Raw genomic sequence first — 24,373 nt, forward strand, 5'->3', positions numbered from 1 at the left:
CGAGGGCGATCGATGCCTGCTTCGTCCGTTCGAAACCCGATTGAGTGGTCGAATCCTTTCTCCTTCCGGCCATGAGCCATGCCCCTTCGCTATATCTATATCCGGAAAACCTTCCCCACGGTGTTGTCATGCGTTCGTCATTGCGTGGCGCAACTCTTGGGTGAATCGACTGTTGCCCTGCGCGACGGGTAGTCGGTGCGCTGCCTGTGATTAGGCCGCTCGCGCTCTCGCTGGGGCGGGCATCCACTGTGCCATGAGATTGCGCGTTCCGTAGCGATCACGCCTTTGCTGGCGAAAACAAATGCATCCCTGAGGTCGGCCTCTCCACCGCTCCGGCCTTTTTCCTTGTCGCGCCCTTGTGGCGGGTGTTCATGCCGTTGCTGGCGCACTGCGCCCTGCGAACGGCCGGCGGGCAGACGTCACGATTCGAACATGAAGTTTTGGTTACAAAAGTTCGGTTGTGCGCATCGGGACTCGTCTTGGAAGGGTACGAATCAGCTACACGGGAAACGAGCGCAACCCCGGAGTCTTTGGTACCGGCCACTGTACCGGCTCGGACTCCACGGGTATCCCGCGGTTCCTGTAAAGGCGATGAAACCAACGACTACAAGTTGGCTTCGCGGTAGTGATCGACGTTTGTTCATTGCTTGCTGGCACTGTGACTTCTCACAGGGCCGTTTTACAGAAGGTGGTTCGCGATAAATGTCGTGGCCATTTGGACCTGAGGGGGGCTGTGTGGAGCATTTGTGCAGGTTTTACCGGGCGGATGGCACAGGGAAGCTGTCGCTGGTCTCGAGTTGCCTGGCCGCTGCTTTGTGGGCGGTACCGGCCTTGGCCGAGACGGGAGAGGCTGGTACCGCCGCGCAGGCGGACGATACGCCAGCCGAGGTTCGTCTGGTCGATATCAACGAGTATGTGGTGCGCGGCAATACGGTGCTCGATGCACGCGAGATCGAGGCGGCGGTGTATCCCTTCCTCGGCCTGCGGCGCAGCCTGGCCGATATCGAGAGCGCGCGTGATGCCTTGCAGGAGCGCTATCAGGAGAGGGGCTACCAGTCGGTATTCATCGAGCTGCCCGAGCAGCAGGTGGCAGGTGGCGTGGTCTTCTTGCAGGTGGTGGAAACCCGGGTTGGTCGTGTGCGGGTGGTGGGCGCCAAGCATTATTCGCCGGTGGCGATTCTCGACGATGTCCCGGCACTGGAGGAGGGCTCCGTTCCAGACTTTGCCCGAGTCCAGGAGGAGCTCGGCCGGGTCAACCGCAATCCCGGGCGTCAGGTCTTGCCACTGGTTCGCGAGGGGCAGCGACCGGGCACCATGGATATCGACCTGCAAGTGGAGGACGAGAAGCCTGGTTCGTCAATCTTGGGCTGAACAACGACTACAGCGCCGATACGGAGCGGCTCCGCAGTTCCGTATCGGTAGGCCACAACAACCTCTGGCAGCTTGGCCATGCACTGTCGCTGACCTATTTCACCGCGCCCCAGGATACCGACAACGCCGAAGTCTGGGCAGGCTCCTATACGGCTCCGCTGAGTGAGCGCTGGAGTCTGCGCTTCGCCGGCTTCCGCTCCGACAGCGACGTGGCGACCATCGGTGGCAGCAACGTACTGGGTAAGGGGCACTCCTATGGCCTCACAGCGATCTATGCGCTGCCACCGGCAGGCAACTGGGCGCACTCGCTTTCCGCGGGAGTGGACTTCAAGGACTTCGATGAGTCGATGGAGTTCGGCGACGAGCGCGACGAGGTCCCGCTCAAGTACGCCCCGCTGACTTTCGGTTATAGCGGTTTCCGTTTCTCCGAGCGTTCCGAATTCTCCCTGGGCCTGAGCTTGGTGGCCGGTACCCGGAGCTTCTTCGGTTACGGCAGCGATGAAAACGAGTTCCGCTACAAGCGCTACCAGGCGAACCCCAGCTTCGCCGTTCTCAAGGGCGATACCCAGTACACGCTGACTTTCGCCGATGACTGGAAGTCGGCGACCACCTTCGGCTTTCAGCTGGCATCCGGCCCGCTGGTTTCCAACGAGCAGTTCTCGGCCGGCGGAGCCACCTCGGTCCGGGGGTATCTGGCCGCCGAAGCCACGGGCGATGACGGCTATCTGATTTCCCAGGAGCTGCGTACGCCGTCGCTCGGCAAGTATGTCGGGGATTACGTGAGCGACTGGCGCCTCTATGCATTCGTCGATGGCGCTCAGCTGTTCCTGCAGGACGAAATGCCCGAGCAGGAAGCCGACTTCAGCCTGGCCAGCATTGGCGTGGGCACACGGGCGATTTTCAACGATTGGGTTTCCGGCAGTGTGGACTGGGCGTTACCGCTGCTCGACGGACCGAATACCTCGAAACATGACTCGCGCGTGCATTTCAGCGTGCAGGCGAACTTCTGACCAACACGGGCACTGACAGACTTCGGAGTAGACTTTCATGCAACGGTTAATGTTATTCATGACGATTTGCCTGGGCCTCGTGCTGCCGGCCACCGCCAGCGCCTGGTGGCAGGACGACTGGCGTTATCGCAAGCAGATCTCGATCGACACCACGCCGCAAGGCATGTCTCTTGGACAGCCCCTGGGGCGTACGCCGGTGCTGGTCCGCCTGCATACCGGCAACTTCACCTTCGATGGCATTGGCGAAAAGGGCGCGGATATTCGTTTCGTCGCGGCCGATGATCAGACGGTGCTGAATCATCAGGTCGAAAGCTTCGATCCGTTGATGGGGATCGCGCTGATCTGGGTCGATGTGCCTCAGGTGGATCCGGGGCAACGCCAGGATATCTGGCTTTATTACGGCAACCAGGCGGCACCGGCAACGAGCAACGGACAACTTGCCTTCGACCCCGATTACACGCTGGTGTACCACTTCGATGGAGCCGCCTCGGCGCCGCCGCGCGATACCACGGCCTATGGCAACCACGCCCAGACGGTTCCCGGCACCTTCATCGATGGCGTCGTCGGGCGTTCGATGCTGTTTGCCGGCCAGCCGCTGATGCTGCCAGCCAGTCCTTCGCTGGCAACCGGCCCGGATTCGACCTTTACCTTCAGCGCATGGCTACGGGCCGATCAGCTCGATGGAGAGCGGGTGATTCTGGCGCGCCGCGAGGCCGGCAATTCGTTACTGGTGGGTGTGAGCCAGGGCGTTCCCTTCATCGATGTGAACGGCCAGCGCAGCCAGCCAGGCTTGCCAATCAGCCAGGGCCAGTGGCAACACCTGGCGTTGACGGCCGATGGCAGTCTGTTGAGCCTGTTCGTCAACGGTCGTGAGGCGACCAGCCTGGCATCGGCGTTGCCAGGGTTCAGCTCGGCCATTGCCATCGGTGCCGATGTGCCAGGCATGCATTCGACTGTGCAGGGTGAGGGGCAAGGCGCCGCCGCTGCCGAGGACGCGTCCGGGCAGGATGAAGCACAAGCTTCGTCCATGGCCGCCAGTCGTTATCAGCCGTTCATTGGTGCGGTGGACGAGTTGCGCTTCTCCAAGGTGGTACGGCCTGCTGCGCTGATTCTTGCCGATGCATCCGCGCAAGGTTCCGAATCCAAGTTGGTCGCCTACGGTGTCGACGAGGAACAGTCCGGATTCGGTTTCGGTAGCCTGGGTTTTCTCCTCAAAGCCGTGCCTGTAGACGCCTGGGTGATTATCGCGGTGTTGGTCGGGATGATGTTCCAGTCGTGGATCATCATGATCCGCAAGAGCCGCAGTGTGGCGCGCGTTTCGCACAGCAACGAGATCTTCCGGGAGCTTTTCGAACGGGTGGGCACGCGCCTGGAACTTCTGGCCGATGATCCCCATTTGCCGCAACGCCTCGAGGATTCACCGTTGTGGCGGCTTTACAGCGTGGCGGTACGCGAGATTCGTACCCGCCGCGAGCAGGGGGCGGACACTACGGCGATTTCCGGCGCCACCATCGAAGCGATCCGTGCGTCGATGGACGGTGTGCGCACCCGGGAACTGCAAGCGCTCGGTTCGAAGCTTTCCACACTCTCCAACGCCATCGCCGGCGGCCCCTACATCGGCCTGCTCGGCACCGTGCTCGGGATCATGGTGGTGTTCCTCGGTACCGCCATGGCGGGCGACGTCAATATCAACGCGATCGCCCCTGGCATGGCTGCCGCGTTGCTCGCCACAGCGATGGGCCTGTTCGTCGCGATTCCGGCGCTGTTTGGCTACAACCGCCTGGTCACCCGTAACAAGGAAGTGGGGGCGGACATGCGGATCTTTGTCGACGAATTCATCACCCGACTGGCCGAGGTGCATGGTGAAGACCAGACGCCGGGCTTGCCGCCACGCCTTGATGCGCGCGTCGAGGCAAAGCATGCCACGGTTTGAGGAGGGGAAATCATGGCTTCTGTGAATGCTGTCCACGACGACGATGACGATGCAGCAGTCGACAGCATCAACATCACGCCTCTGGTCGACGTGCTCATGGTGGTGCTGGTGATGTTCATCCTCACGGCCACTGCGCAGGTTGCGGGAATCCAGGTCGACTTGCCGAAGGCGAGTTCGTCGGTCTCCCTCTCGCAGCCGAAGACCAAGGCGATATCCATCAATGACGCCGGGCAGGTGTTCCTGGACGCGTATCCGGTGACTCTCGCCGAGTTGGAGGATCGCCTGCGAACGGAAAAGGCCTTGAATCCCGACTTTCCCCTGATCGTGCGCGGCGACGCCGCCGTCCAGTATCAGAGGGTCGTGGAAGTGCTTGACCTGCTGCGACAGCTCGAGCTGTCCAAGGTGGGGCTCGTCACCGGCAAACCGAATCAGGGATGAACATGTCGCCTAATTCCTTCAACAGTCCCAAACCCGGTTCTGCCGAACCGGGCTCGGAAACCGCATGGCCATGGCCACGGCTGGCCAAGTGGGGCGCCGGGGTAGTGGTTGTCGCGGGGGCATGCTGGCTGCTTTGGCAGTGGGCCAACGACATGAGCGGTGTGCGCCGCGAGGCACCAAAGATTCCGATGATCGTTCCCTTGCCACCACCACCGCCGCCACCACCGGAGCCGGAAACACCACCGGAGCCGGAAGAGCCGGTGGAAGAAGAGGTCGTCGACCCGGAGCCCGAACCGGAGCCGGAAATGGAGCAGATCACTCCGGAGGACGAAGCACCGTCGCCGGCTGACGACCTGGCCGACCCTATGCAGATGGATGCGGACGCTCAGGCCGGATCGGATGCTTTCAACATCGGTTCGGGCAAGGGCAGTGGGATGTCTGGTTCCGGGGGCGGACGGCTGGGCAATGGCACCTACAAACAGTACCTCTCGTATGCGTTCCAGAAGCTGCTGCGTGAAAGCCCCGAGCTGCGCAACCTGGCTTTCCGGATCCAGGCCGACGTCTGGTTGAACACCGCGGGTGATATCACCCGGGTCGAGCTGATCAGGTCCAGTGGTGACGAGGAGCTCGATGCGAAGTTGCTGAGCACGCTGCGCGCTGCGCCTCGCTTCCAGGAACGCCCGCCGGCCTCGCTGACCATTCCCGTTCGTCTCGATTTCCGAGGTCGGCGGCCCAGTTGAGCATGCCGCTAAACATAACGTCACATCAGGAGTAGTGCGGAAATGAATTCTAGAATGAATCGGCTGGCTCTGACGGTCGGTGTCGTGATCGCGGCGATGGCAGGGCAGGCCTCGGCGCAGACTCCGGCGCCTTCGCAAAACGCCACCATCAACCTGATTCGCCTGCTGGTGCAGCAGGGGGTGTTGCAGCAGGAGCAGGCGCAGGCACTGATCCAGCAGGCCGAATCGGAGGCGCTGCAGGCACGGCAGGCGGCTGGTACGGCGGGCCCGGCGACGGAGCCGGGTGATGTGCGGGTTCCCTATATTCCGGCGGTGGTTCGCGATCAGATTCGCGACGAGGTCAAGAACGAGGTGATGGCCCAGGCGAAGGCCGAGAACTGGGCTCAGCCGGATACCTTGCCGGATTGGGCCTCGCGCATCACTTTCGAGGGCGACGTGCGGCTGCGCAATGAATCGCGCTTCTATTCGGGGAGCAACAGCAACGTGATCGTCGATTACGCCCAGCTCAATGACGACGGTCCCTATGAAGTCAACCCTTTTATCCCTGGTTCCCGTCTTCCGCCATTGCTGAACACCCGCGAGGACCGAGAAAACCTGCTGCGGTTACGGGCGCGCTTCGGTTTCAAGGCGTCACTGTCGGAGCAGTGGAGCGCCGGTATTCGCATCGGAACCGGCTCGGATACCAGTCCGGTCTCGACCACTCAGACGTTGGGGGCTGGATTCGGCAAGAAGGATCTGTGGCTCGACCAGGGCTATGTCACCTACAGCCCCTCCGATCGGATGACCTTCACTGGCGGACGGGTAGCCAATCCGTTCCTGTCCAGCGACCTGCTGTATTCCGGCGATCTGAATTTCGACGGTATCGCGGCGATCTTCAATCAGCCATTCAACGACAGCCTGTCGTTGTTCGGCACGCTCGGTGCTTTCCCGGTCGAGTACACCTCCGATTCGTCCACCGCCAGCTTCGACAAGAACGAAAGCGATAACGAGTGGTTGTACGGCGCACAACTGGGAGCGAACTGGCGGATCAACGAGCGCCATCGAATCAGGGGCGCACTGGCCTACTACCAGTTCGACGATATCGAGGGTAGCCGTTCCAGCCCGTGTGAGCCTTGGGCTGGAGATGTGGAATGCGACAGCGATGACCAGCGTCCCACTTTCATGCAGAAAGGTAACACGCTGTTCCTGTTGCGCAACATCACCCCAGATAGCACGGTTGGCCCCGGCCTAACCCCCCAGCCGCAGTATGTCGGTCTGGCCTCGGAGTTCAACCTGCTGGACCTGAATCTGATCTGGGACGCCGATCTGTTCCACGACATGAAGCTGCGCACCCATCTCAACTATGTCCACAACCTGGGCTACGACGAGGGGGACATGCGTAAGCGTGCGGCCGGGCTCGCCAACATCGCCAACAACACGGACGAGAACGGCGAGATCGAGAGCGGTGACGATGCTGGATGCTGCAGATGACCTTGGGCAACGCGCTGGACATGCGCAAGCAGGGCGATTGGAACCTGTTCGCCGGCTACAAGTACATCCAACCCGATGCACTGCCAGATGGTTTCAACGATTCGACCTTCCACCTCGGCGGAACCAATGCCAAGGGCTACTTCATCGGAGGTAACTACGGCTTGGCCGAGCGGGTCTACGGCACCGCACGCTGGCTCAGTTCCGAGGAAGTCTATGGGGCACCGTTCGATATCGATGTCCTGCAACTAGAGCTGAATACGCGCTTCTGAAGCGCGTTGACCTTCATGGGAGGAACAGCATGAACAGGCGATCGTGCACTTTTTATTTTCCTTGCCTGGCAATGACGCTCGGCGTTCTTTTCGCCACCGGCGCTTCGGCTGAGAGCATGGAAGAGCGTCTGCGCGCGCAGTTGCGCAGCACGACCCAGCAGTTGCAGGCATTGCAGAGCGAGCAGGCGCAGGCCAGTGCTGCCCGCCTTGCTGCCGAGAACCAACTGGCTGCAGCCAGGGCGCAGATCGACCAGTTGACCGCTGAGCTGTCAAGAAACAAGGGGAAGGTCGACAAGCTCGCCGAGCAGAAACTGGAGCTGCAGGAGCGCACCAATGCCTATGTGGCGCAAAGCTCCGAGCTGCTGGACAAGCACAAGCAGGCCTATCAGGAGCTGCTCGTCATGGCGCGAGCCACGGAAGCCGAGCGGGCAACGCTGGAAACGAGCCTGAAGGAGCGAGATGCCCAGGTGCAGCAATGCACTCTCAAGAACGAGCGAATGTACGGCGTGGCCAAGGAAATTCTCGACGCCTATGAGCGCATGGGAATCGGCGACGTGGTTCAGATTCGCCAGCCCTTCGCGGGCCAGGCCCGGGTGAAGTTCGAAGAGCTGGCGCAGACCTACGGCGATGAGCTCTACAAGACGACCTTCGATGCCGCCATGCGGCCCGCTGCCCAATAACCGCTGTGGTTGGCCGTCAGCAGGCGGTCAGCAAATTCGTAAAGGAAAACAGGTAAATGAAAGAACTCAATCTCATCGAATCCATTACCGTCGAGCAACTGAGCGAGGTACTGCAAGCCGCAGGTTACCGTGTCAATCGCACCGAACAGAACGACGTGGTGCAATTGCTCAGTGCCAGCCAGGGCATCGGGTATGCGGTGCGTTTCGGCAACCCGGCAGTGGAACCCGGCGCATATGTGGATTACACCTTCAGTTGCGCACTACGCATCCAAGGTGAGCTTCCCAGCGGCTTGGCCGAGCAGTGGAACACTTCTCGGCGTTTTGCCCGGGTGTCCCGGCAAGGCGAATTCCTGGTGATGGAAATGGACGTCATCGTCGCCGCTGGGGTCAGTGAGAAGCACCTGCGTAGCACCCTGGAGTTGTGGGATCGCCTGCTGCTCGAATTCATCGTCTATCTGCGTGATTACAGTCGCAACGCCGCTGCCGAGCAGGCGCCAGCCGCCGAAACGGCAGATTCCACGGCTGAAGTGTCTCCAGAAGAGGCTTGAGACGGTGAACAAGCGTACGGTTTTTATTGGCTACGGCATCGCGCTGTTGGCCGCGGTGGCTGTTTCCGTGACCTTGCTGAACGAAGATCAGAGCGCTCATGTCGCGCTGGCCAGCACGGAACAATCGGCTCCAGTGGACGCGGTGGCCCGGCTAGGCGATCAGTATATCGAGGGCCGCGAGCTTCGGACGCTATTGGCCACTTTGCCGGAAGCGGCCCGCCAGCAGTTGAGGGATAACCGCCCGGCGCTCGATGAATGGCTGCGCTCGCGGTTAGCCGAGAAAAGGTTGCTCGAGCAGGCCAACGCCCAAGGATGGACATCGCGCCCGGAGATCCAGGAGATGATCCGCTCGGCCACCGAGCAGATTGTGCTGAGGACCTATATCGACTCGGTTAGCCAGGTGCCGGACGACTACCCCGGCGAGGAGGATCTGCGCGCGGTCTATGAGGCCAATAAGGCCAACTGGGTCACCCCTGCGATGTTCCATGTCAGCCAGATATTTCTTGCAATCGATGGGCGCCAGTCACTCGACACCCTGCGTAAGCAAGCGTTCGAGCTGGCGAAGCGCGCCCAGGACGGTAAGACCGATTTCGCTGAGTTGGCAGCGAAGCATTCCCAGGACAGGGAAAGTGCCCAGCGGGGCGGCGATATCGGCAGGCGTCACTTGGAACAGCTCTTGCCCGAGGTTCGACCGGTTCTCGCTCGACTCGAAGTGGGAGCTGTGTCGGAGCCGGTGCAAAGCGCTACCGGCTTCCACATCCTCAAGCTGACGGATCTCCAGCCATCACGAACTGCGACCCTGGACGAGGTTCGCATGCAGCTCCAAACCAAGCTGAGGCTACACGCCAGGAGCAGATCGCCAAAGCCTATATGGAGGGGCTGGTCAACTCGGTGCAGCTGAGTATCGACGGTGCGGCATTGAGCGAGGTCCTGGAGCCGGCCCGATGACGCATTCGGAAAGTACCGTGCTGCGTGAAGCTGAAATCGCTGGCGCTTATGTCGAAAGTTCGGACGGCCCGAATGGGAGATCCGGGTGGTGGCGGGGGCTACGTGAGCGCTTGCTGCCTTTGCAGCGCCCAGCTAAGAACGAGTCGCTTTGGCGAGACTATGCATGGGTGGTCGGTGAGCAGCTGCAGGAGCGATTGCGGGAAGATGATGAAACGGTCGATCAGCTCCATGCATTCCTCCATGCGCAACTGCTGGATCTCGACGAAAAAAAGTCCTTCATATCGGTATCGATGCGGATCTGGATTGGGGTTGATGGCTACGTGCGCCGCGCTGTTTTCGAACCGCTCGGGTCACGGCGAGCCGATGCCCAATTACGCCGAATCGTCATGGGGCGGCCACTGCCGGCGTCACCGCCGGACATGCCTTCCCCCATCGAACTGATGATCACCCTGACACCGAAGTGTCAGGGGGCGCGGCACCATCCGGCACCTTCGCTTGGATCTTGAAAGGTGGCAGTGCTGGCATGTGCTGGCGAAAGGAGTATTTGAAATTGTCGTTATCGGAGAGAACCATACCGTCCGGCGAGGACAGGGTATGGGGGCCGGGCAACGGGCGCTACCTGGTACCAATGGAACAGCAGGAGCAGGTAAGGCAGCGGCATGATTCCCAGGCGTTCGCGATGGAGTCTCTGGTTCGTGTGGCGATAGCGGAGCCGCTGTTGCACGACATCGTCAACCGCGACCTGATCGCTTACCTGCGCGCCAACCGCCAGGCCCGGGTGGAGCTGCTGCCATTGGACAATCCGTTCAACCCGCAGCCCGAGGACGCGCATATTCTCGTTTGGCTGCGTTGGCCTGAGAGCGTCCTGCCTCGTATGTACCGCTCGGACTTCACCATGAGGCCCCTGGGCACTCTCGAATACGTGCCTTGTGTCGCCAAGCGTTATGCCCGGGGAAGGGCGCACCGGAGCGACAGGACGATTTTGGAGAAATTCATGCTGGTTCAGTTGCAGGACTACGCGACGGTTCCTTCGCTGGCCCCCTGGAACCGGGTTGTAAACCAGCGTAGGGCCGGTGTCACCACGTTGAGGTCGTATGGAACGATGAGGGAGCTGGTCCGGTGGGGGGCCTGCTTGGGGCTGATGCCCTATTACGTCCCGAGGCTGGACAGGAATCTGCTGGCATTACCGGATCTGTTGCCGGGCACGATGGAGGTCCAGGCGTGGCTAGCAGTGAGTCCGGACGCTTCTTGCCGTCCTGACGTGAGTGCGATCGCCGACATGATTCTCTGTGCGTTCAATGAACGACGGGGATTGTTCTGAATTCGTCCGTTGCAGTGGGGCATGACATGAAAGAAATGAATGCAGCGCCTGCCGGGACCGATGAGATCGATCTTGTCGAGCTGGCCAGGGCATTGTGGGGGCAACGGTGGGTAATTGCGCTTTGTACCGCTGTCGTGACGTCGGTCGCTGGGCTGTATGCGCTGTTCAGCCCTTCAGTCTATGAGGCTAGCGTATCCGTCGTTCCTCCTACGCTCAGCCAAGTGGCGGAATTGAACAAGGGGCTTAAGGCATCCCTGAACTCACCTGCGGATGCGGAGAAGATCTATCAGACATTCACTCGTCGTCTGGCTTCCGACGAACTGAAACAGGACTTCTTCGATCGAATCTATCTGCCTAAGATCGCAAGCGATACTCATGACGATATACGGCTGAGTCTGTATCGGAAGTTCTCCAAGTCGCTTTCGATGAAGACCGACAAGAACCAGCCCCAGCGGTATTACTTGAGTTTTTCGGATGGTGACGTCCAGAGGGCGTCTCGATGGCTGGAGCAATACATCGAACTGTCGGGAAAGTATGCGAAGGAAGAACTGATCGCCGACGCTCGACAGGTGATCGAAGGCAGGAAGAGCCTTTTAAGGAGCCAGATTGTCGTTATGAAAAGAACGGCCGAGGTTCGGCGCGCAGATAGGCTCATGCAGCTTCAGGAGGCCCTGTCGGTTGCCGAGGCGGTGGGCATCGTCGAACCTCCGGCTATCTCCGGAGCAACGACAGCCCCTCTACAAGGCGATCTGATGTACATGCGCGGCAGCAGGGCCTTGAATGCGGAAATGGAAACCTTGCAAGCGAGGGCCAGCGATGAACCTTTCATCGATGAACTACGGGTTCTCGAAGAGGAGTTGAGTGTTCTCGACGAGGTACGCCTGAATGAGGACGACTTTTCGGTGTTTCGTTTCGATGGGGCGGTAAAAGCCCTGCCGGATGCGGTCAGCCCCAAGCGCGGGATGATACTGGCCTTGGGGCTGGTGTTGGGGGGCATGCTCGGCGTATTCATCGCATTGCTGAGAAGCTTGTGGATTAAACGGTCCGAAACATGCAGCACGGAAGTGGCATCAGCAGGCTCTTCGGAATCCAGGGCCTGCTTCGTTTCGGATCGCGCGCCGTGCAGAAGAGCAACTGGTTAGATGCGTTGGATGACTCCGTTGTGAAATGGCTGGCTTCCGGTGCACCACCGTCTTGACGGTGGCGCTGTCAGTCCGGAAAACGAGCTCATGATTCATTCACCAGAACCTGCCCATTCCTCCAGCCATAGACTTGCCAGAGCATTGTGTTTCGGCATGGCTGAGTCAGCAGCGGTATTGAGCTCCCAGGAAAGGGTCCGGTTGGACCCTTCGATAGAGTAGGTTGCGTTCAGTTGACGGCATTCTTCAGGAGTTTACCTGCCCGAAACGCGGGCAGTTTGGCCGCAGCGATCCTGAGTGCTGCACCAGTCCGGGGATTGCGGCCCTCTCGTTCAGTACGCTTCTTGATCGTAAAGGTGCCGAAGCCGACAAGCGTGACATCGTCGCCTTTCTCGAGAGCGGCGGTGATGCTACTGGTGATGGCCTCCAACGCACGGCCTGCAGTGGTCTTCGACAGATTGGCGGAGAGCGAAATAGCTTCGATCAGATCGGCTTTGTTCATGGCGTACTCCTGTGATGGTCGAGGCCAGGAGTATAGTCATTGCTAGACCTTACGAATCCGGTTATAGCTCAGTTCGTTATTTCTCGTTAATTGAGGAACAGTGCATCAGAAAGCTGGACCCTGCAAGACGGCAGCTTGGCCAATATAGACATGTATGCGGTGATTTGGTGGGTTGGCGACGGAAGCGGTAGGTGGAGACTTTGAAACCGGTACCCTGAATTCAGGTGAATGGTGTGCAAGGGGTAGAGTGTTCGAATCACTCCGTCCCGACCATATACCTCAACGACTTAGGCCAGTTCGGTAACGACTGGCCTTTTTCGTTTCAGGGACTTTTCATCCTGCCTTCCTTCTCAGTATCGTCAGGGCCGGCCCGCGCGAGTCGGTAGCCGAAATCCTGTTGGCCTCATCGATCAGTTTTCCCAGCTCCGCCGCCGAGTAGTGACTGGTGATGCTGACGTTCTTGTGGCCCAGCAGGGCCCGCCTGTCTTCCTCGGTGACCACCAGCTGCCCGAAAGCTTCTTCTCCTGAAGGTGTGCTTCAGGTCGTGGATGCGGAGCGAGGCGAATCCCTTCGGCGCCGGTCGCAGGAAGCGTCCTGGTATTTCTTCGCCGCCCTGATCCGGGCCTTCTTCCAAGCGGAATCGTTCATCCGATGAACCGGTGTCGCCTTGCCGTTCCTGTCGGGCATCCGGTACGGGAATACCCCGACTGGATCCAGGCCACGCTGCTCCTAGATGACCGACTTGGCCACCGTGTTCAGCACGATCAGCCGTTCCTCTCCGTTCTTCACGCCCGATCCCTATTCCTGCCGTCGAAGCCCGAAGGAATCAGGAGCATGCTGATGTCCAACTCCGATACTGGGATCCCAGTTCCGCCTGGGGAGCATAGAGATGGGTGCGAAGTTGCTTGATGAGCTCTCGTGAATTGGGTAGTGGTGGACTGGATTCTACCCGGAAGAGCTGTTGAAGCCTTTTGCAACCTGTATCTGGACCTGGAAAGAGCGGCCAGAAGGTCGCATCGCCAACTGGTTCCAGAGCGAGGCTCATCTCCCGGGTGAACACCTGGCGCTGTCTGACAGCGGTTGCTTCCATATCCGAGGGATCTTGGATCGGTGGGCTTGTTTTGTTATCCAGCGTATTGTCCGGGATATCATCTGCGTCAATGGATTGGCTATCTTCGGATGGCTTTATCGTCTCTGTTCATGGTGACTTTCAATTCACCCAGTTGGTGCCGCGCCTTGAGGGTAGGCCGATGATGGTTCATGCGCCCCAAATCACCGGAGCGGGATGCGGTTGGCGCGCGGCGAAGGGTGCCTTTACTCGCGCCAGGAAATTCAGTAATTTGCCGCCCACTCTGCGGTACGGGGTGGGTCGAAGGGCCAGTCGCTCCGTCCCGGCCAAATCGATAGGGAAAGCAGCCCGGTTCGGAAACGGCCGGGCTTTTTCATGTGTGTATTTATCGTAGTGTGGATGCTTGCCTGGTGAGTCCGGGTGATGCCTGAGAGAGGAAATAGCCATGCGCGAGCGTTTGCTGGCGGCGGAGAAGGTGAAGTCGATCGACTGGCTGGCGGGACGGTTGAGCTTGCTGGATCAGCGCAAGCTGCCAATCGAAGAGGTTTGGCACAGTTACGGCTCTGCCGCCGAGGTGGCTGGCGCGATCAGGGATATGGTCGTGCGTGGCGCGCCGGCCATTGGGATCAGTGCAGCTTATGGATTGGTGCTGGCAGTGCGTGCCCGACTCGCGGCCGGCGGGGGCTGGCGTCAGGCGCTGGAGGAGGACTTCCGGGTGCTGGCCGACTCCCGCCCGACGGCGGTCAATTTGTTCTGGGCCTTGAATCAGATGCGTGAGCGCCTCGAGCGCCTCAAGCCCGGCGAAGATCCGTACGTTGCCCTGGAGGCTCAGGCCATTTCCATTCACGACAGCGATCGCGAAGCCAATCTGGCGATGGCGCAGTTCGGTGTCGACCTCATTCGCAGGTACCAAGGCAATCCGCAGAACCTGCTCACGCATTGCAATACCGGCGCATTGGCTACCGGCGGTTTCGGGACTGCGCTCGGGGTCATCCGTGCGGCGCATCTGGAGGGGCTGGTGGAGCGGGTCTACGTGGACGAGACCCGCCCCTGGCTGCAGGGCTCACGGTTGACCGCCTGGGAGCTGCTCGGCGATGGAGTGCCGACGACGCTGAATGTCGATTCCGCTGCCGCCCACTTGATGAGGGCGCGCGGCATCTCCTGGGTCATCGTCGGTGCCGATCGAATCACAGCCAATGGCGATGTGGCGAACAAGATCGGTACGTATCAGTTGGCCGTGCTCGCCATGCATCATGGTGTGCGCTTCATGGTGGTGGCGCCGAGTTCGACGATCGACATGGGCTTGGAAAGCGGCGAAGAGATCCCCATCGAAGAACGGGCCGGCAGCGAGCTGCTAGAGGTCAACGGACAACGCTACGCGGCTGATGTCGAGGCATTCAACCCGGTGTTCGACGTGACACCGGCCGATCTGATCGATGCCATCATCACCGAGAAAGGCGTGGTCGAACGCCCCAGCGCGACGAAGATGGCCGAATTGATGAACCGCAAGCGCCTGCACTGACCCCCTGTCGCTCCCGGGTATATGACATGCGAGGAAGGAGCGTCCGAGGCGGCCTTTCCTCGGCGCGACACTCAGCTTAACGCTGCCGTCTGTGTTACCATCCCGCGCTTATCGCAGGACCCTGCTGACTATAAGGAACCAGGCTTCCATGGGCGAACTGGCCAAAGAAATCCTCCCGGTCAATATCGAAGACGAGCTCAAGCAGTCCTACCTTGATTACGCCATGAGCGTGATCATCGGCCGTGCGCTACCGGATGCGCGCGATGGCCTGAAACCGGTACACCGTCGCGTACTGTTCGCCATGAGCGAGCTGGGCAACGACTGGAACAAGCCGTACAAGAAATCCGCCCGTGTGGTCGGCGACGTGATCGGTAAATACCACCCCCACGGCGACTCGGCGGTCTACGACACCATCGTGCGCATGGCACAGCCGTTCTCGCTGCGCTACCTGCTGGTCGACGGCCAGGGCAACTTCGGTTCGGTCGATGGCGACAGCGCCGCGGCGATGCGTTACACCGAAGTGCGCATGGCCAAGCTGGCGCACGAGCTGCTGGCCGACCTGGACAAGGAAACCGTCGACTGGGTGCCCAACTACGACGGTACCGAGCAGATCCCGGCGGTCATGCCGACCAAGATCCCCAACCTGCTGGTCAACGGCTCCAGCGGTATCGCCGTGGGCATGGCGACCAACATCCCGCCGCACAACCTCGGCGAGGTCATCGATGGCTGCCTGGCGCTGATCGAGAATCCCGATATCGGCATCGACGAACTGATGCAGTTCATCCCCGGCCCGGACTTCCCCACCGCGGGCATCATCAACGGCCGTGCTGGCATCATCGAGGCCTACCGCACCGGTCGCGGGCGCATCTACATCCGTGCGCGCGCCGATATCGAAGACATCGACAAGGTCGGCGGCCGCCAGCAGATCGTCATCACCGAGCTGCCCTACCAGTTGAACAAGGCGCGGCTGATCGAGAAGATCGCCGAGCTGGTCAAGGAGAAGAAGCTCGAAGGCATCACCGAGCTGCGCGACGAGTCCGACAAGGACGGCATGCGCGTGGTCATCGAGCTGCGCCGCGGCGAAGTGCCGGAGGTGATCCTCAACAACCTCTACGCGCAGACCCAGTTGCAGAGCGTCTTCGGCATCAACGTGGTGGCACTGGTCGACGGCCAGCCGCGCACGCTGAACCTCAAGGAGCTGCTGGAAGCCTTCGTCCGGCACCGCCGCGAAGTCGTCACCCGACGTACCGTCTATGAGCTGCGCAAGGCGCGCGAGCGTGGCCACATCCTTGAGGGCCAGGCGGTCGCGTTGTCCAACATCGACCCGGTGATCGCGCTGATCAAGGCCTCGCCGACGCCGGCCGAGGCGAAGGATGCGCTGATCTCCACCGCCTGGGAGTCGACTGCGGTCGAGGCGATGGTCGAACGCGCCGGGGCAGACGCCTGCCGTCCGGAAAACCTGGATCCGCAATACGGCCTGCGCGACGGCAAGTACTTCCTGTCGCCGGAACAGGCCCAGGCGATCCTCGATCTGCGCCTGCACCGCCTGACCGGGCTGGAGCATGAAAAGCTGCTCAGCGAATACCAGGAAATCCTTACCCAGATCGGCGAGCTGATCCGCATCCTGACCAATCCGGTGCGTCTGATGGAAGTCATCCGCGAAGAGCTCGAAGGCGTCAAGCGCGACTTCGGCGATGCGCGCCGCACCGAGATTCTCGAATCGCGCCTGGACCTGACCCTGGCCGACCTGATCACCGAGGAAGAGCGCGTCGTCACCATCTCCCACGGCGGCTATGCCAAGTCGCAGCCGCTGGCGGCCTATCAGGCGCAGCGCCGCGGCGGGCGCGGCAAGGCGGCCACCGGTGTGAAGGAAGAGGATTACGTCGAACACCTGCTGGTCGCCAACAGCCACACCACGCTGCTGTTGTTCTCCAGCAAGGGCAAGGTGTACTGGCTCAAGACCTACGAGATTCCCGAGGCCTCGCGTACCTCGCGCGGCCGGCCGCTGGTGAATCTGCTGCCGCTCGACGAGGGCGAGCGCATCACCGCCATGCTCCAGGTCGACCTGGAGGCGCTGCGCAAGCAGGCGACCGACGCTGACGAGGAGCTGGAAGAGGCCGAAGGGCAGGTCATCGAGCACGACGAGCTCGACGATGCCGAAGGCGAAGAGGCCGACGGCGACGAGAAGGACGAGCCGACCGGCGCCTACATCTTCATGGCCACCGCCAACGGCACGGTGAAGAAGACCCCGCTGGTGCAGTTCAGCCGGCCGCGCACTTCCGGGCTCATCGCGCTGAAGCTGGAGGAGGGTGACACCCTGATCGCCGCGGCGGTGACCGATGGCGCCCAGGAAGTGATGATGTTCTCCGACGGTGGCAAGGTGATCCGCTTCAAGGAAAGCAAGGTTCGCATCATGGGCCGCAACGCCCGTGGCGTGCGCGGTATGCGCCTGCCCGAGGGACAGCAGATCATTTCCATGCTGATTCCCGAGCCGGGTGCGCAGATCCTCACCGCCTCCGTGCGTGGCTATGGCAAGCGCACGGCGATGGACGAATTCCCGCGGCGCGGGCGTGGTGGCCAGGGTGTGATCGCCATGGTGACCAACGAGCGCAACGGCTCGCTGGTCGGTGCCGTGCAGGTGCTCGAAGGCGAGGAGATCATGCTGATCTCCGACCAGGGCACACTGGTGCGCACCCGCGTCGACGAGGTGTCCTCGCTGGGCCGCAATACCCAGGGCGTGACGCTCATCAAGCTGGCCAAGGGCGAACACCTGGTTGGCCTGGAGCGGGTGCAGGAGCCGTCCGAAGAGGAGGTGCTGGAAGACATCGATGCCATGCTCGGTGAAGAGGCGCTCGAGAAGGAGATGCCCGTGGTCAGCACCGAGCCGAACGAGGACGAGTTGCTCGGCGGTGGTGGCGACGTGCCGCCGGATGTCGTGCCCACCGACGACGAAGACTGATTGGCATAGGCGTCTCCATGTGAAGGGACGCCGGGCAGGCGGTAGGAGGGCGGTCGGCGAAGGCGCCGGCCGCTCGGTTCCTGGTTTCAATATCGAGCAAGAGCGAGAGAGAACAGCAGTGAGCAAACGCGCTTTTAACTTCTGTGCCGGTCCGGCTGCGCTTCCCGAAGCCGTCCTTCAACGCGCCCAGGCGGAGCTTCTCGACTGGCACGGCAAGGGTCTGTCGGTGATGGAGATGAGCCACCGCAGCGAGGACTACACCGCCATCGCCGAGAAGGCGGAGCAGGACCTGCGCGAGCTGCTGGCGATCCCGTCGAACTACAAGGTGCTGTTCCTGCAGGGTGGGGCCAGCCAGCAGTTCGCCGAGATTCCGCTGAACCTGCTGCCCGAGGACGGTGTCGCCGACTACGTCGATACCGGCATCTGGTCGCGCAAGAGCATCGAGGAGGCGCGTCGTTTCGGTAACGTCAATATCGCGGCGAGCGCCAAGCCGTACGATTACTTCGCGATTCCCGGGCAGAACGAGTGGCGGCTGAGCGACAACGCCGCCTATCTGCATTACGCCAGCAACGAGACCATCGGCGGCCTGCAGTTCGACTGGGTCCCGGAACTGGGTGACACACCGCTGGTGGTCGACATGTCCTCGGACATCCTGTCGCGCTCGATCGACGTTTCGAAATTCGGCCTGATCTATGCCGGGGCGCAGAAGAACATCGGCCCCTCCGGCCTGGTGGTGGTCATCGTCCGCGAGGACCTGCTCGGCCGTGCGCGTTCCAGCTGCCCGACCATGCTCGACTACAAGGTCGCGGCCGACAACGGCTCGATGTACAACACCCCGGCAACCTTCTCCTGGTATCTCTCCGGGCTGGTCTTCGAGTGGCTCAAGGAGCAGGGCGGCGTGGCGGCCATGGAACAGCGCAATCGCGCCAAGAAGGAACTGCTCTACGGCGCCATCGACGCCAGCGACTTCTATACCAACCCGATCGCCACGAACGCGCGTTCGTGGATGAACGTGCCGTTCCGCCTGGCCGACGAGCGTCTGGACAAGACCTTCCTCGCGGGCGCCGATGCCCGTGGCCTGCTGAACCTAAAGGGCCACCGCTCGGTCGGCGGCATGCGTGCCTCGATCTACAACGCGGTCGGCCTGGATGCGGTCGAGGCCCTGGTGGCTTACATGGCCGAGTTCGAGAAGGAGCACGGCTGATGAGCGACGCCGATCAGCTGAAGGCGTTGCGCGTTCGCATCGACAGCCTCGACGAGAAGATTCTCGAGCTGATCAGCGAGCGCGCGCGCTGCGCCCAGGACGTCGCGCGGGTCAAGACCGCGGCGCTGGCCGAGGGCGAATCCGCGGTGTTCTATCGCCCCGAGCGCGAGGCCTGGGTGCTCAAGCACATCATGGAGCTGAACAAGGGGCCGCTGGACAACGAGGAGATGGCGCGGCTGTTCCGCGAGATCATGTCCTCCTGCCTGGCGCTGGAGCAGCCGCTGCGTATTGCCTATCTCGGCCCGGAGGGCACCTTCTCCCAGGCGGCGGCGCTCAAGCATTTCGGTCATGCGGTGATCAGCACGCCGATGGCAGCGATCGATGAAGTGTTCCGCGAGGTGGTCGCCGGGGCGGTGAACTTCGGCGTGGTGCCGGTGGAGAACTCCACCGAAGGCGCGGTCAACCACACGCTGGACAGCTTCCTCGAGCATGACATCGTGATCTGCGGCGAAGTGGAACTGCGTATCCATCACCACCTGCTGGTGGGCGAGACGACCAAGACCGATCGCATCACCCGTATCTATTCCCATGCCCAGTCCCTGGCCCAGTGCCGCAAGTGGCTGGATGCGCACTACCCGAACGTCGAGCGCGTGGCGGTCTCCAGCAACGCCGACGCTGCCAGGCGGGTGAAGAGCGAGTGGAACTCGGCGGCCATCGCCGGCGACATGGCGGCGCAGCTTTACGGGCTGACCAAGCTGGCGGAGAAGATCGAGGATCGCCCGGACAATTCCACGCGCTTTCTCATCATCGGCAACCAGGAAGTGCCGCCGACCGGCGACGACAAGACGTCGATCATCGTCTCCATGCGCAACAAGCCGGGCGCGCTGCACGAGCTGCTGGTGCCGTTCCATGCCAATGGCATCGACCTCACCCGCATCGAAACGCGACCGTCGCGCAGCGGCAAGTGGACCTACGTGTTCTTCATCGATTTCCTCGGCCATCATCAGGACCCGCTGATCAAGGACGTGCTGGAGAAGATCGGCCAGGAGGCCGTGGCGCTGAAAGTGCTGGGGTCCTATCCGAAGGCGGTACTTTAAGAAGCAGCTGGAAGCTGGAAGTTGGAAGCTGGAAGTTCCGGGGCAGTGTGGATTGCTTCAGGCTTCAGGCTTCAGGCTTCAGGCTTTCAGCTCCAGCGGAGCTGAATATGTCCTGTGATTTTCTCGCCCTGGCCCAGCCGGGTGTGCAAAAGCTGTCGCCCTATGTGCCGGGCAAGCCGGTCGACGAACTGGCGCGCGAACTGAATCTGGACCCGGCGGGTATCGTCAAGCTGGCCAGCAACGAGAATCCGCTGGGCCCCAGTCCGAAGGCGCTGGACGCGATCAGGGCCGAACTGGCGGAACTCACCCGCTACCCGGACGGCAACGGCTTCGTTCTCAAGCAGCGGCTGGCCGAGCGCTACGCAGTGGGTGTCGATCAGGTAACGCTGGGCAACGGTTCCAACGACATTCTCGAACTGGTCGCCCGCGCCTATCTGGCACCGGGGCTGAACGCTGTATTCAGCGCCCATGCCTTTGCCGTCTACCCCATCGCCACCCAGGCGGTCGGCGCGCAAGGCCGTGCGGTGCCGGCGAAGAACTGGGGGCACGATCTCGAGGCGATGCTGGCCGCCATCGATACAGATACCCGCGTGGTCTTCATCGCCAATCCGAACAACCCGACCGGCACCTGGTTCGATGCCGACGCGCTGGGCGCTTTCCTCACCCGCGTGCCGCCGCATGTGCTGGTGGTGCTCGACGAGGCCTATATCGAATATGCCGAGGGCAACGAGCTGCCCGACGGCTTGGCCTTCCTTGCCGACCATCCGAACCTGCTGGTGTCGCGCACCTTCTCCAAGGCCTACGGCCTGGCGGCCTTGCGCGTCGGTTATGCGATCAGCTCGCCGGTCATCGCCGACGTGCTCAACCGCGTCCGCCAGCCATTCAACGTCAACAGCCTCGCTCTGGTGGCGGCTTGCGCCGCGCTGGATGACGCCGATTACCTGTCCGCCAGCCGTCGCCTCAACGATGCGGGTATGCGGCAGCTGGAGGAAGGCTTCCGCCAATTGGGGCTGAGCTGGATTCCTTCGAAGGGCAACTTCATTGCGGTGGATTTCGCCCGCGACGCCGCGCCGATCAATCAGGCGCTGCTGCGTGAGGGGGTGATCGTACGCCCTGTCGCCGGCTACGGGATGCCGACGTTCCTGCGCGTGTCCATCGGGACCGAGCAGGAAAACGCGCGCTTTCTCGAGGTGCTGCGCAAGGCGCTCGTCCCGTGAGCCAAGCCATGCTCGCGCAGCGGGCCGAGCCCGTTCTCGACCGCCTGGTGGTGATCGGGCTCGGGTTGATTGGCGGTTCCTTCGCCAAGGGATTGCGTGAGGCGGGGCTGTGCCGCGAGGTGGTCGGTTTCGATCTGGATACGCGCTCACGCGAGCTGGCGGTCGAACTGGGTGTGGTGGACCGCTGCGCCGATACGCTGGCCGAAGCCTGCCGTGATGCCGACCTGATCCAGCTGGCGACGCCGATCCTGGCCCTCGAAAGGCTGCTGGGCGAGCTGGCGCAACTGGACCTGGGCGATGCGGTGATCACCGACGTGGGCAGCGCCAAGGGCAATGTGGTGCGTTGCGCGCGCAAGGTGTTCGGTAGCATGCCGGCGCGCTTCGTGCCCGGGCATCCGATCGCGGGATCGGAAGCGAGCGGTGTCACGGCGGCCAAGGGCACGCTGTTTCGCCGGCACAAGGTCATCCTGACACCGCTGGACAATACCGATCCCAGCGCGCTGGCGCTGGTGAGCGCGCTCTGGGCCGCGCTGGGCGCCGACGTCGAGCACATGGACGTCGAGCATCACGACGAGGTGCTCGCCGCGACCAGCCACCTGCCGCACCTGCTGGCATTCGGCCTGGTTGATTCGTTGGCCAAGCGCCACGAGAATCTCGAAATCTTTCGCTACGCGGCAGGTGGTTTTCGCGATTTCACCCGGATCGCCGGCAGCGATCCGGTGATGTGGCACGACATCTTCCTCGCCAATCGCGAGGCGGTACTGCACACCCTGGACGATTTTCGTGCCGACCTCGATGCCTTGCGCGCCGCGGTCGATGAGGGCGACGGGCATACCTTGCTGGGCGTGTTCACGCGCGCCCGCGTAGCCCGGGAACATTTCAGCAAAATACTGGCTCGCAGAGCCTATGTGGACGTTATGCATTCCAATGACCTGATCTTCCTGGCCAATCCGGGCGGCAGCCTGACCGGCCATCTGCGTGTCCCGGGCGACAAGTCCATTTCCCACCGCTCGATCATGCTGGGCTCCCTGGCCGAGGGCACGACCGAGGTCGAAGGCTTTCTCGAAGGCGAAGACGCCCTGGCGACCATCCAGGCGTTCCGCGACATGGGTGTGGTCATCGAGGGGCCCCAGCAGGGTCGCGTGACCGTGCACGGCGTAGGCCTGCACGGTCTGCAGGCGCCGCCCGGGCCGATCTATCTCGGCAATTCCGGCACCTCCATGCGCCTGCTCGCCGGCCTGCTCGCTGCCCAGCCGTTCGACACCACCCTGACCGGCGATGCCTCGTTGTCCAAGCGGCCGATGAACCGCGTCGCCAAGCCGCTGCGGGAGATGGGCGCGGTGATCGAGACAGCGGCGGAAGGGCGCCCGCCGCTGACCATTCGCGGCGGCCAGCGGCTGTCCGGCATGCATTACGAGATGCCCATGGCCAGCGCCCAGGTGAAATCCTGCCTGCTGCTGGCTGGCCTGTATGCGGCCGACCGCACCTCGGTGACCGAGCCGGCACCGACGCGCGACCATACCGAGCGCATGCTGCGCGGTTTCGGCTATCCGGTACAGGTGGAGGGCAGCACCGCCACCGTCGAGCCCGGGCACAAGCTGCATGCCACGCATATCGAAGTGCCGGCGGATATCTCGTCGGCGGCCTTCTTCATGGTGGCGGCCAGCATCGCCGAGAGCTCCGACGTGCTGCTCGAGCATGTCGGCATCAACCCGACCCGTACCGGCGTGATCGACATTCTCAAGCTGATGGGCGCCGATATCTCGCTGGAGAACCCGCGTGAAGTGGGCGGCGAGCCGGTAGCCGACATCCGTGTGCGCGGCGCCCAGCTCAAGGGCATCGATATTCCCGAGGAGCTGGTACCGCTGGCGATCGACGAATTCCCGGTGCTCTTCGTCGCTGCCGCCTGCGCCCAGGGCCGCACCACCTTGCGTGGCGCCGAGGAGCTGCGCGTCAAGGAGTCGGATCGTATCCAGGTGATGGCCGACGGCCTGCAGACCCTGGGTGTCAAGGCCGAGCCGACGCCGGATGGCATCGTCATCGAGGGCGGCCCCATTGGCGGTGGCGAGGTCTGGGCGCATGGCGACCACCGCATCGCCATGTCCTTCAGCGTGGCGGCGCTGCGTGCCAGTGCGCCAATCCGTATTCACGACTGCGCCAACGTGGCGACGTCGTTTCCCAACTTCCTCGCACTGGCCCAACGGGCCGGCATGCGGGTTCATTCGGAGGGCGGCTCATGATCAGGCCGGTGCCGGTCATCACCATCGACGGGCCGAGCGGTTCGGGCAAGGGCACGGTCGCCGCGCTGCTCGCCGGCAAGCTCGGCTGGAATTTCCTCGACTCGGGCGCGCTGTACCGCCTGCTGGCCTTCGCGGCGCGTAACCACGGGGTCGACCTGACCAACGAGGAAGCGCTCAAGGTGCTCGCCGAGCATCTCGATGTGCAATTCGGACCTGCACGCGACGGCCACGGGATGATCATCATCCTCGAGGGCGAGGACGTCACCGAGGCCATTCGCAACGAGCAGGTGGGCGCCGGCGCCTCGCAGGTGGCTGCGCTGCCGGTGGTGCGTACCGCGTTGCTGCAGCGGCAGAAGGCCTTTCGCGAGGCTCCGGGCCTGGTGGCCGATGGCCGCGACATGGGCACGGTGGTGTTCCCCGATGCGCCATTGAAGATATTCCTCACCGCCAGTGCCGAGGAACGCGCGCGCAGACGCTTCTTGCAGTTGAAGGCGCGGGGCGATGATGTTAATCTCGCGAGTCTTCTTGAGGAGATTCGGGCGCGTGACGAGCGCGATACCCAGCGTAGCGTAGCGCCGCTGAAACCGGCAGCAGATGCGGTTCAGCTGGATTCCACTACACTCTCCATCGAGCAGGTGCTGGAAAGAATCCTGAGCGAAGTCGCCAGCCGCGATTTCTCCGGATAACCGGAACGCC

General features: G+C 62.2%; 15 protein-coding genes and 5 pseudogenes. 18 read left to right on the forward strand and 2 right to left on the reverse strand.

Annotated features, from left to right (window positions below):
• The first annotated feature begins 702 nt into the window (after nt 1-702).
• From BAY1663_RS00820 to BAY1663_RS00865, 11 genes and pseudogenes are all read left to right on the forward strand, one after another.
• A pseudogene (locus BAY1663_RS00820) lies at nt 703-2,381 on the forward strand (ShlB/FhaC/HecB family hemolysin secretion/activation protein).
• A 37-nt stretch (nt 2,382-2,418) separates the two neighbouring features.
• Nucleotides 2,419-4,314 carry a DUF2341 domain-containing protein gene (locus BAY1663_RS00825; protein ID WP_037037105.1) on the forward strand — a complete coding sequence of 632 codons (1,896 nt, stop codon included), beginning with the start codon at nt 2,419-2,421 and terminating at the stop codon, nt 4,312-4,314.
• 12 nt (nt 4,315-4,326) lie between these two features.
• On the forward strand, nt 4,327-4,752 hold the full coding sequence (locus BAY1663_RS00830) for a biopolymer transporter ExbD (RefSeq protein WP_037037108.1): 426 nt from the start codon (nt 4,327-4,329) through the stop codon (nt 4,750-4,752).
• Entirely contained in the window at nt 4,749-5,492 is a 744-nt protein-coding gene (locus BAY1663_RS00835; protein ID WP_037037110.1) for an energy transducer TonB, read from the forward strand. The genes BAY1663_RS00830 and BAY1663_RS00835 overlap by 4 nt, the downstream gene beginning before the upstream one ends.
• 42 nt (nt 5,493-5,534) lie before the next feature.
• A pseudogene (locus BAY1663_RS00840) lies at nt 5,535-7,231 on the forward strand (putative porin).
• 29 nt (nt 7,232-7,260) lie between these two features.
• Nucleotides 7,261-7,911: a hypothetical protein gene (locus BAY1663_RS00845; RefSeq protein ID WP_051497045.1), complete on the forward strand. Its 651-nt coding sequence runs from the start codon at nt 7,261-7,263 to the stop codon at nt 7,909-7,911.
• A gap of 56 nt (nt 7,912-7,967) precedes the next feature.
• A complete protein-coding gene (locus BAY1663_RS00850) occupies nt 7,968-8,459 on the forward strand; it encodes a YbjN domain-containing protein (protein ID WP_037037124.1) in 492 nt (163 codons plus the stop codon).
• 4 nt (nt 8,460-8,463) lie between these two features.
• A pseudogene (locus tag BAY1663_RS00855) lies at nt 8,464-9,407 on the forward strand (peptidylprolyl isomerase).
• Nucleotides 9,404-9,913, forward strand: a complete 510-nt coding sequence (locus BAY1663_RS23180) for a hypothetical protein (protein ID WP_128576005.1) — start codon at nt 9,404-9,406, stop codon at nt 9,911-9,913. Before BAY1663_RS00855 ends, BAY1663_RS23180 begins: the two are co-directional and overlap by 4 nt.
• Nucleotides 9,914-10,125: 212 nt before the next feature.
• Nucleotides 10,126-10,728, forward strand: a complete 603-nt coding sequence (locus BAY1663_RS00860; protein ID WP_164838414.1) for a LysR substrate-binding domain-containing protein — start codon at nt 10,126-10,128, stop codon at nt 10,726-10,728.
• A gap of 26 nt (nt 10,729-10,754) precedes the next feature.
• Nucleotides 10,755-11,870 (forward strand): LPS O-antigen chain length determinant protein WzzB, encoded by a 1,116-nt coding sequence (locus tag BAY1663_RS00865; RefSeq protein WP_128576007.1) that lies wholly within the window; start codon nt 10,755-10,757, stop codon nt 11,868-11,870.
• A gap of 226 nt (nt 11,871-12,096) precedes the next feature.
• On the opposite strand, the pseudogene BAY1663_RS00870 reads toward BAY1663_RS00865, so the two are convergent.
• Nucleotides 12,097-12,381, reverse strand: a pseudogene (locus BAY1663_RS00870) (HU family DNA-binding protein); the annotation flags it as partial.
• Nucleotides 12,382-12,702: 321 nt separating this feature from the next.
• Nucleotides 12,703-13,232: pseudogene (locus BAY1663_RS24905) on the reverse strand (site-specific integrase); the annotation flags it as partial.
• A 651-nt stretch (nt 13,233-13,883) separates the two neighbouring features.
• Here BAY1663_RS24905 and mtnA point away from each other — a divergent pair.
• The 7 genes from mtnA (at nt 13,884) to cmk (ending at nt 24,363) form a co-directional block, all read left to right on the forward strand.
• A complete protein-coding gene (gene mtnA, locus BAY1663_RS00880) occupies nt 13,884-14,960 on the forward strand; it encodes an S-methyl-5-thioribose-1-phosphate isomerase (RefSeq protein WP_037037128.1) in 1,077 nt (358 codons plus the stop codon).
• Between the two features lie 148 nt (nt 14,961-15,108).
• Nucleotides 15,109-17,919, forward strand: coding sequence for a DNA gyrase subunit A (gyrA, locus tag BAY1663_RS00885; RefSeq protein WP_037037130.1), 2,811 nt, complete (start codon nt 15,109-15,111; stop codon nt 17,917-17,919).
• 118 nt (nt 17,920-18,037) lie between these two features.
• Nucleotides 18,038-19,123 (forward strand): 3-phosphoserine/phosphohydroxythreonine transaminase, encoded by a 1,086-nt coding sequence (serC, locus tag BAY1663_RS00890; RefSeq protein WP_037037132.1) that lies wholly within the window; start codon nt 18,038-18,040, stop codon nt 19,121-19,123.
• A complete protein-coding gene (gene pheA / locus BAY1663_RS00895) occupies nt 19,123-20,220 on the forward strand; it encodes a prephenate dehydratase (protein ID WP_037037134.1) in 1,098 nt (365 codons plus the stop codon). The genes serC and pheA overlap by 1 nt, the downstream gene beginning before the upstream one ends.
• 107 nt (nt 20,221-20,327) lie before the next feature.
• On the forward strand, nt 20,328-21,437 hold the full coding sequence (hisC, locus tag BAY1663_RS00900) for a histidinol-phosphate transaminase (protein WP_037037136.1): 1,110 nt from the start codon (nt 20,328-20,330) through the stop codon (nt 21,435-21,437).
• Between the two features lie 8 nt (nt 21,438-21,445).
• Nucleotides 21,446-23,677 (forward strand): bifunctional prephenate dehydrogenase/3-phosphoshikimate 1-carboxyvinyltransferase, encoded by a 2,232-nt coding sequence (locus BAY1663_RS00905; RefSeq protein ID WP_177325789.1) that lies wholly within the window; start codon nt 21,446-21,448, stop codon nt 23,675-23,677.
• Nucleotides 23,674-24,363, forward strand: a complete 690-nt coding sequence (cmk, locus tag BAY1663_RS00910; protein WP_037037139.1) for a (d)CMP kinase — start codon at nt 23,674-23,676, stop codon at nt 24,361-24,363. Before BAY1663_RS00905 ends, cmk begins: the two co-directional genes overlap by 4 nt.
• The last annotated feature ends 10 nt before the right edge of the window (nt 24,364-24,373 follow it).

Source organism: Pseudomonas sp. BAY1663 (assembly GCF_000582595.1).
Classification (GTDB): Bacteria; Pseudomonadota; Gammaproteobacteria; order Pseudomonadales; family Pseudomonadaceae; genus Stutzerimonas; species Stutzerimonas stutzeri_AF.

Coding starts and splice junctions, on each gene's coding strand:
- BAY1663_RS00825 (WP_037037105.1), top strand. CDS start 2,419: ATGCAACGGTTAATGTTATTCATGACGATTTGCCTGGGCCTCGTGCTG.
- BAY1663_RS00830 (WP_037037108.1), top strand. CDS start 4,327: ATGGCTTCTGTGAATGCTGTCCACGACGACGATGACGATGCAGCAGTC.
- BAY1663_RS00835 (WP_037037110.1), top strand. CDS start 4,749: ATGAACATGTCGCCTAATTCCTTCAACAGTCCCAAACCCGGTTCTGCC.
- BAY1663_RS00845 (WP_051497045.1), top strand. CDS start 7,261: ATGAACAGGCGATCGTGCACTTTTTATTTTCCTTGCCTGGCAATGACG.
- BAY1663_RS00850 (WP_037037124.1), top strand. CDS start 7,968: ATGAAAGAACTCAATCTCATCGAATCCATTACCGTCGAGCAACTGAGC.
- BAY1663_RS23180 (WP_128576005.1), top strand. CDS start 9,404: ATGACGCATTCGGAAAGTACCGTGCTGCGTGAAGCTGAAATCGCTGGC.
- BAY1663_RS00865 (WP_128576007.1), top strand. CDS start 10,755: ATGAAAGAAATGAATGCAGCGCCTGCCGGGACCGATGAGATCGATCTT.
- mtnA (WP_037037128.1), top strand. CDS start 13,884: ATGCGCGAGCGTTTGCTGGCGGCGGAGAAGGTGAAGTCGATCGACTGG.
- gyrA (WP_037037130.1), top strand. CDS start 15,109: ATGGGCGAACTGGCCAAAGAAATCCTCCCGGTCAATATCGAAGACGAG.
- pheA (WP_037037134.1), top strand. CDS start 19,123: ATGAGCGACGCCGATCAGCTGAAGGCGTTGCGCGTTCGCATCGACAGC.
- hisC (WP_037037136.1), top strand. CDS start 20,328: ATGTCCTGTGATTTTCTCGCCCTGGCCCAGCCGGGTGTGCAAAAGCTG.
- BAY1663_RS00905 (WP_177325789.1), top strand. CDS start 21,446: ATGCTCGCGCAGCGGGCCGAGCCCGTTCTCGACCGCCTGGTGGTGATC.
- cmk (WP_037037139.1), top strand. CDS start 23,674: ATGATCAGGCCGGTGCCGGTCATCACCATCGACGGGCCGAGCGGTTCG.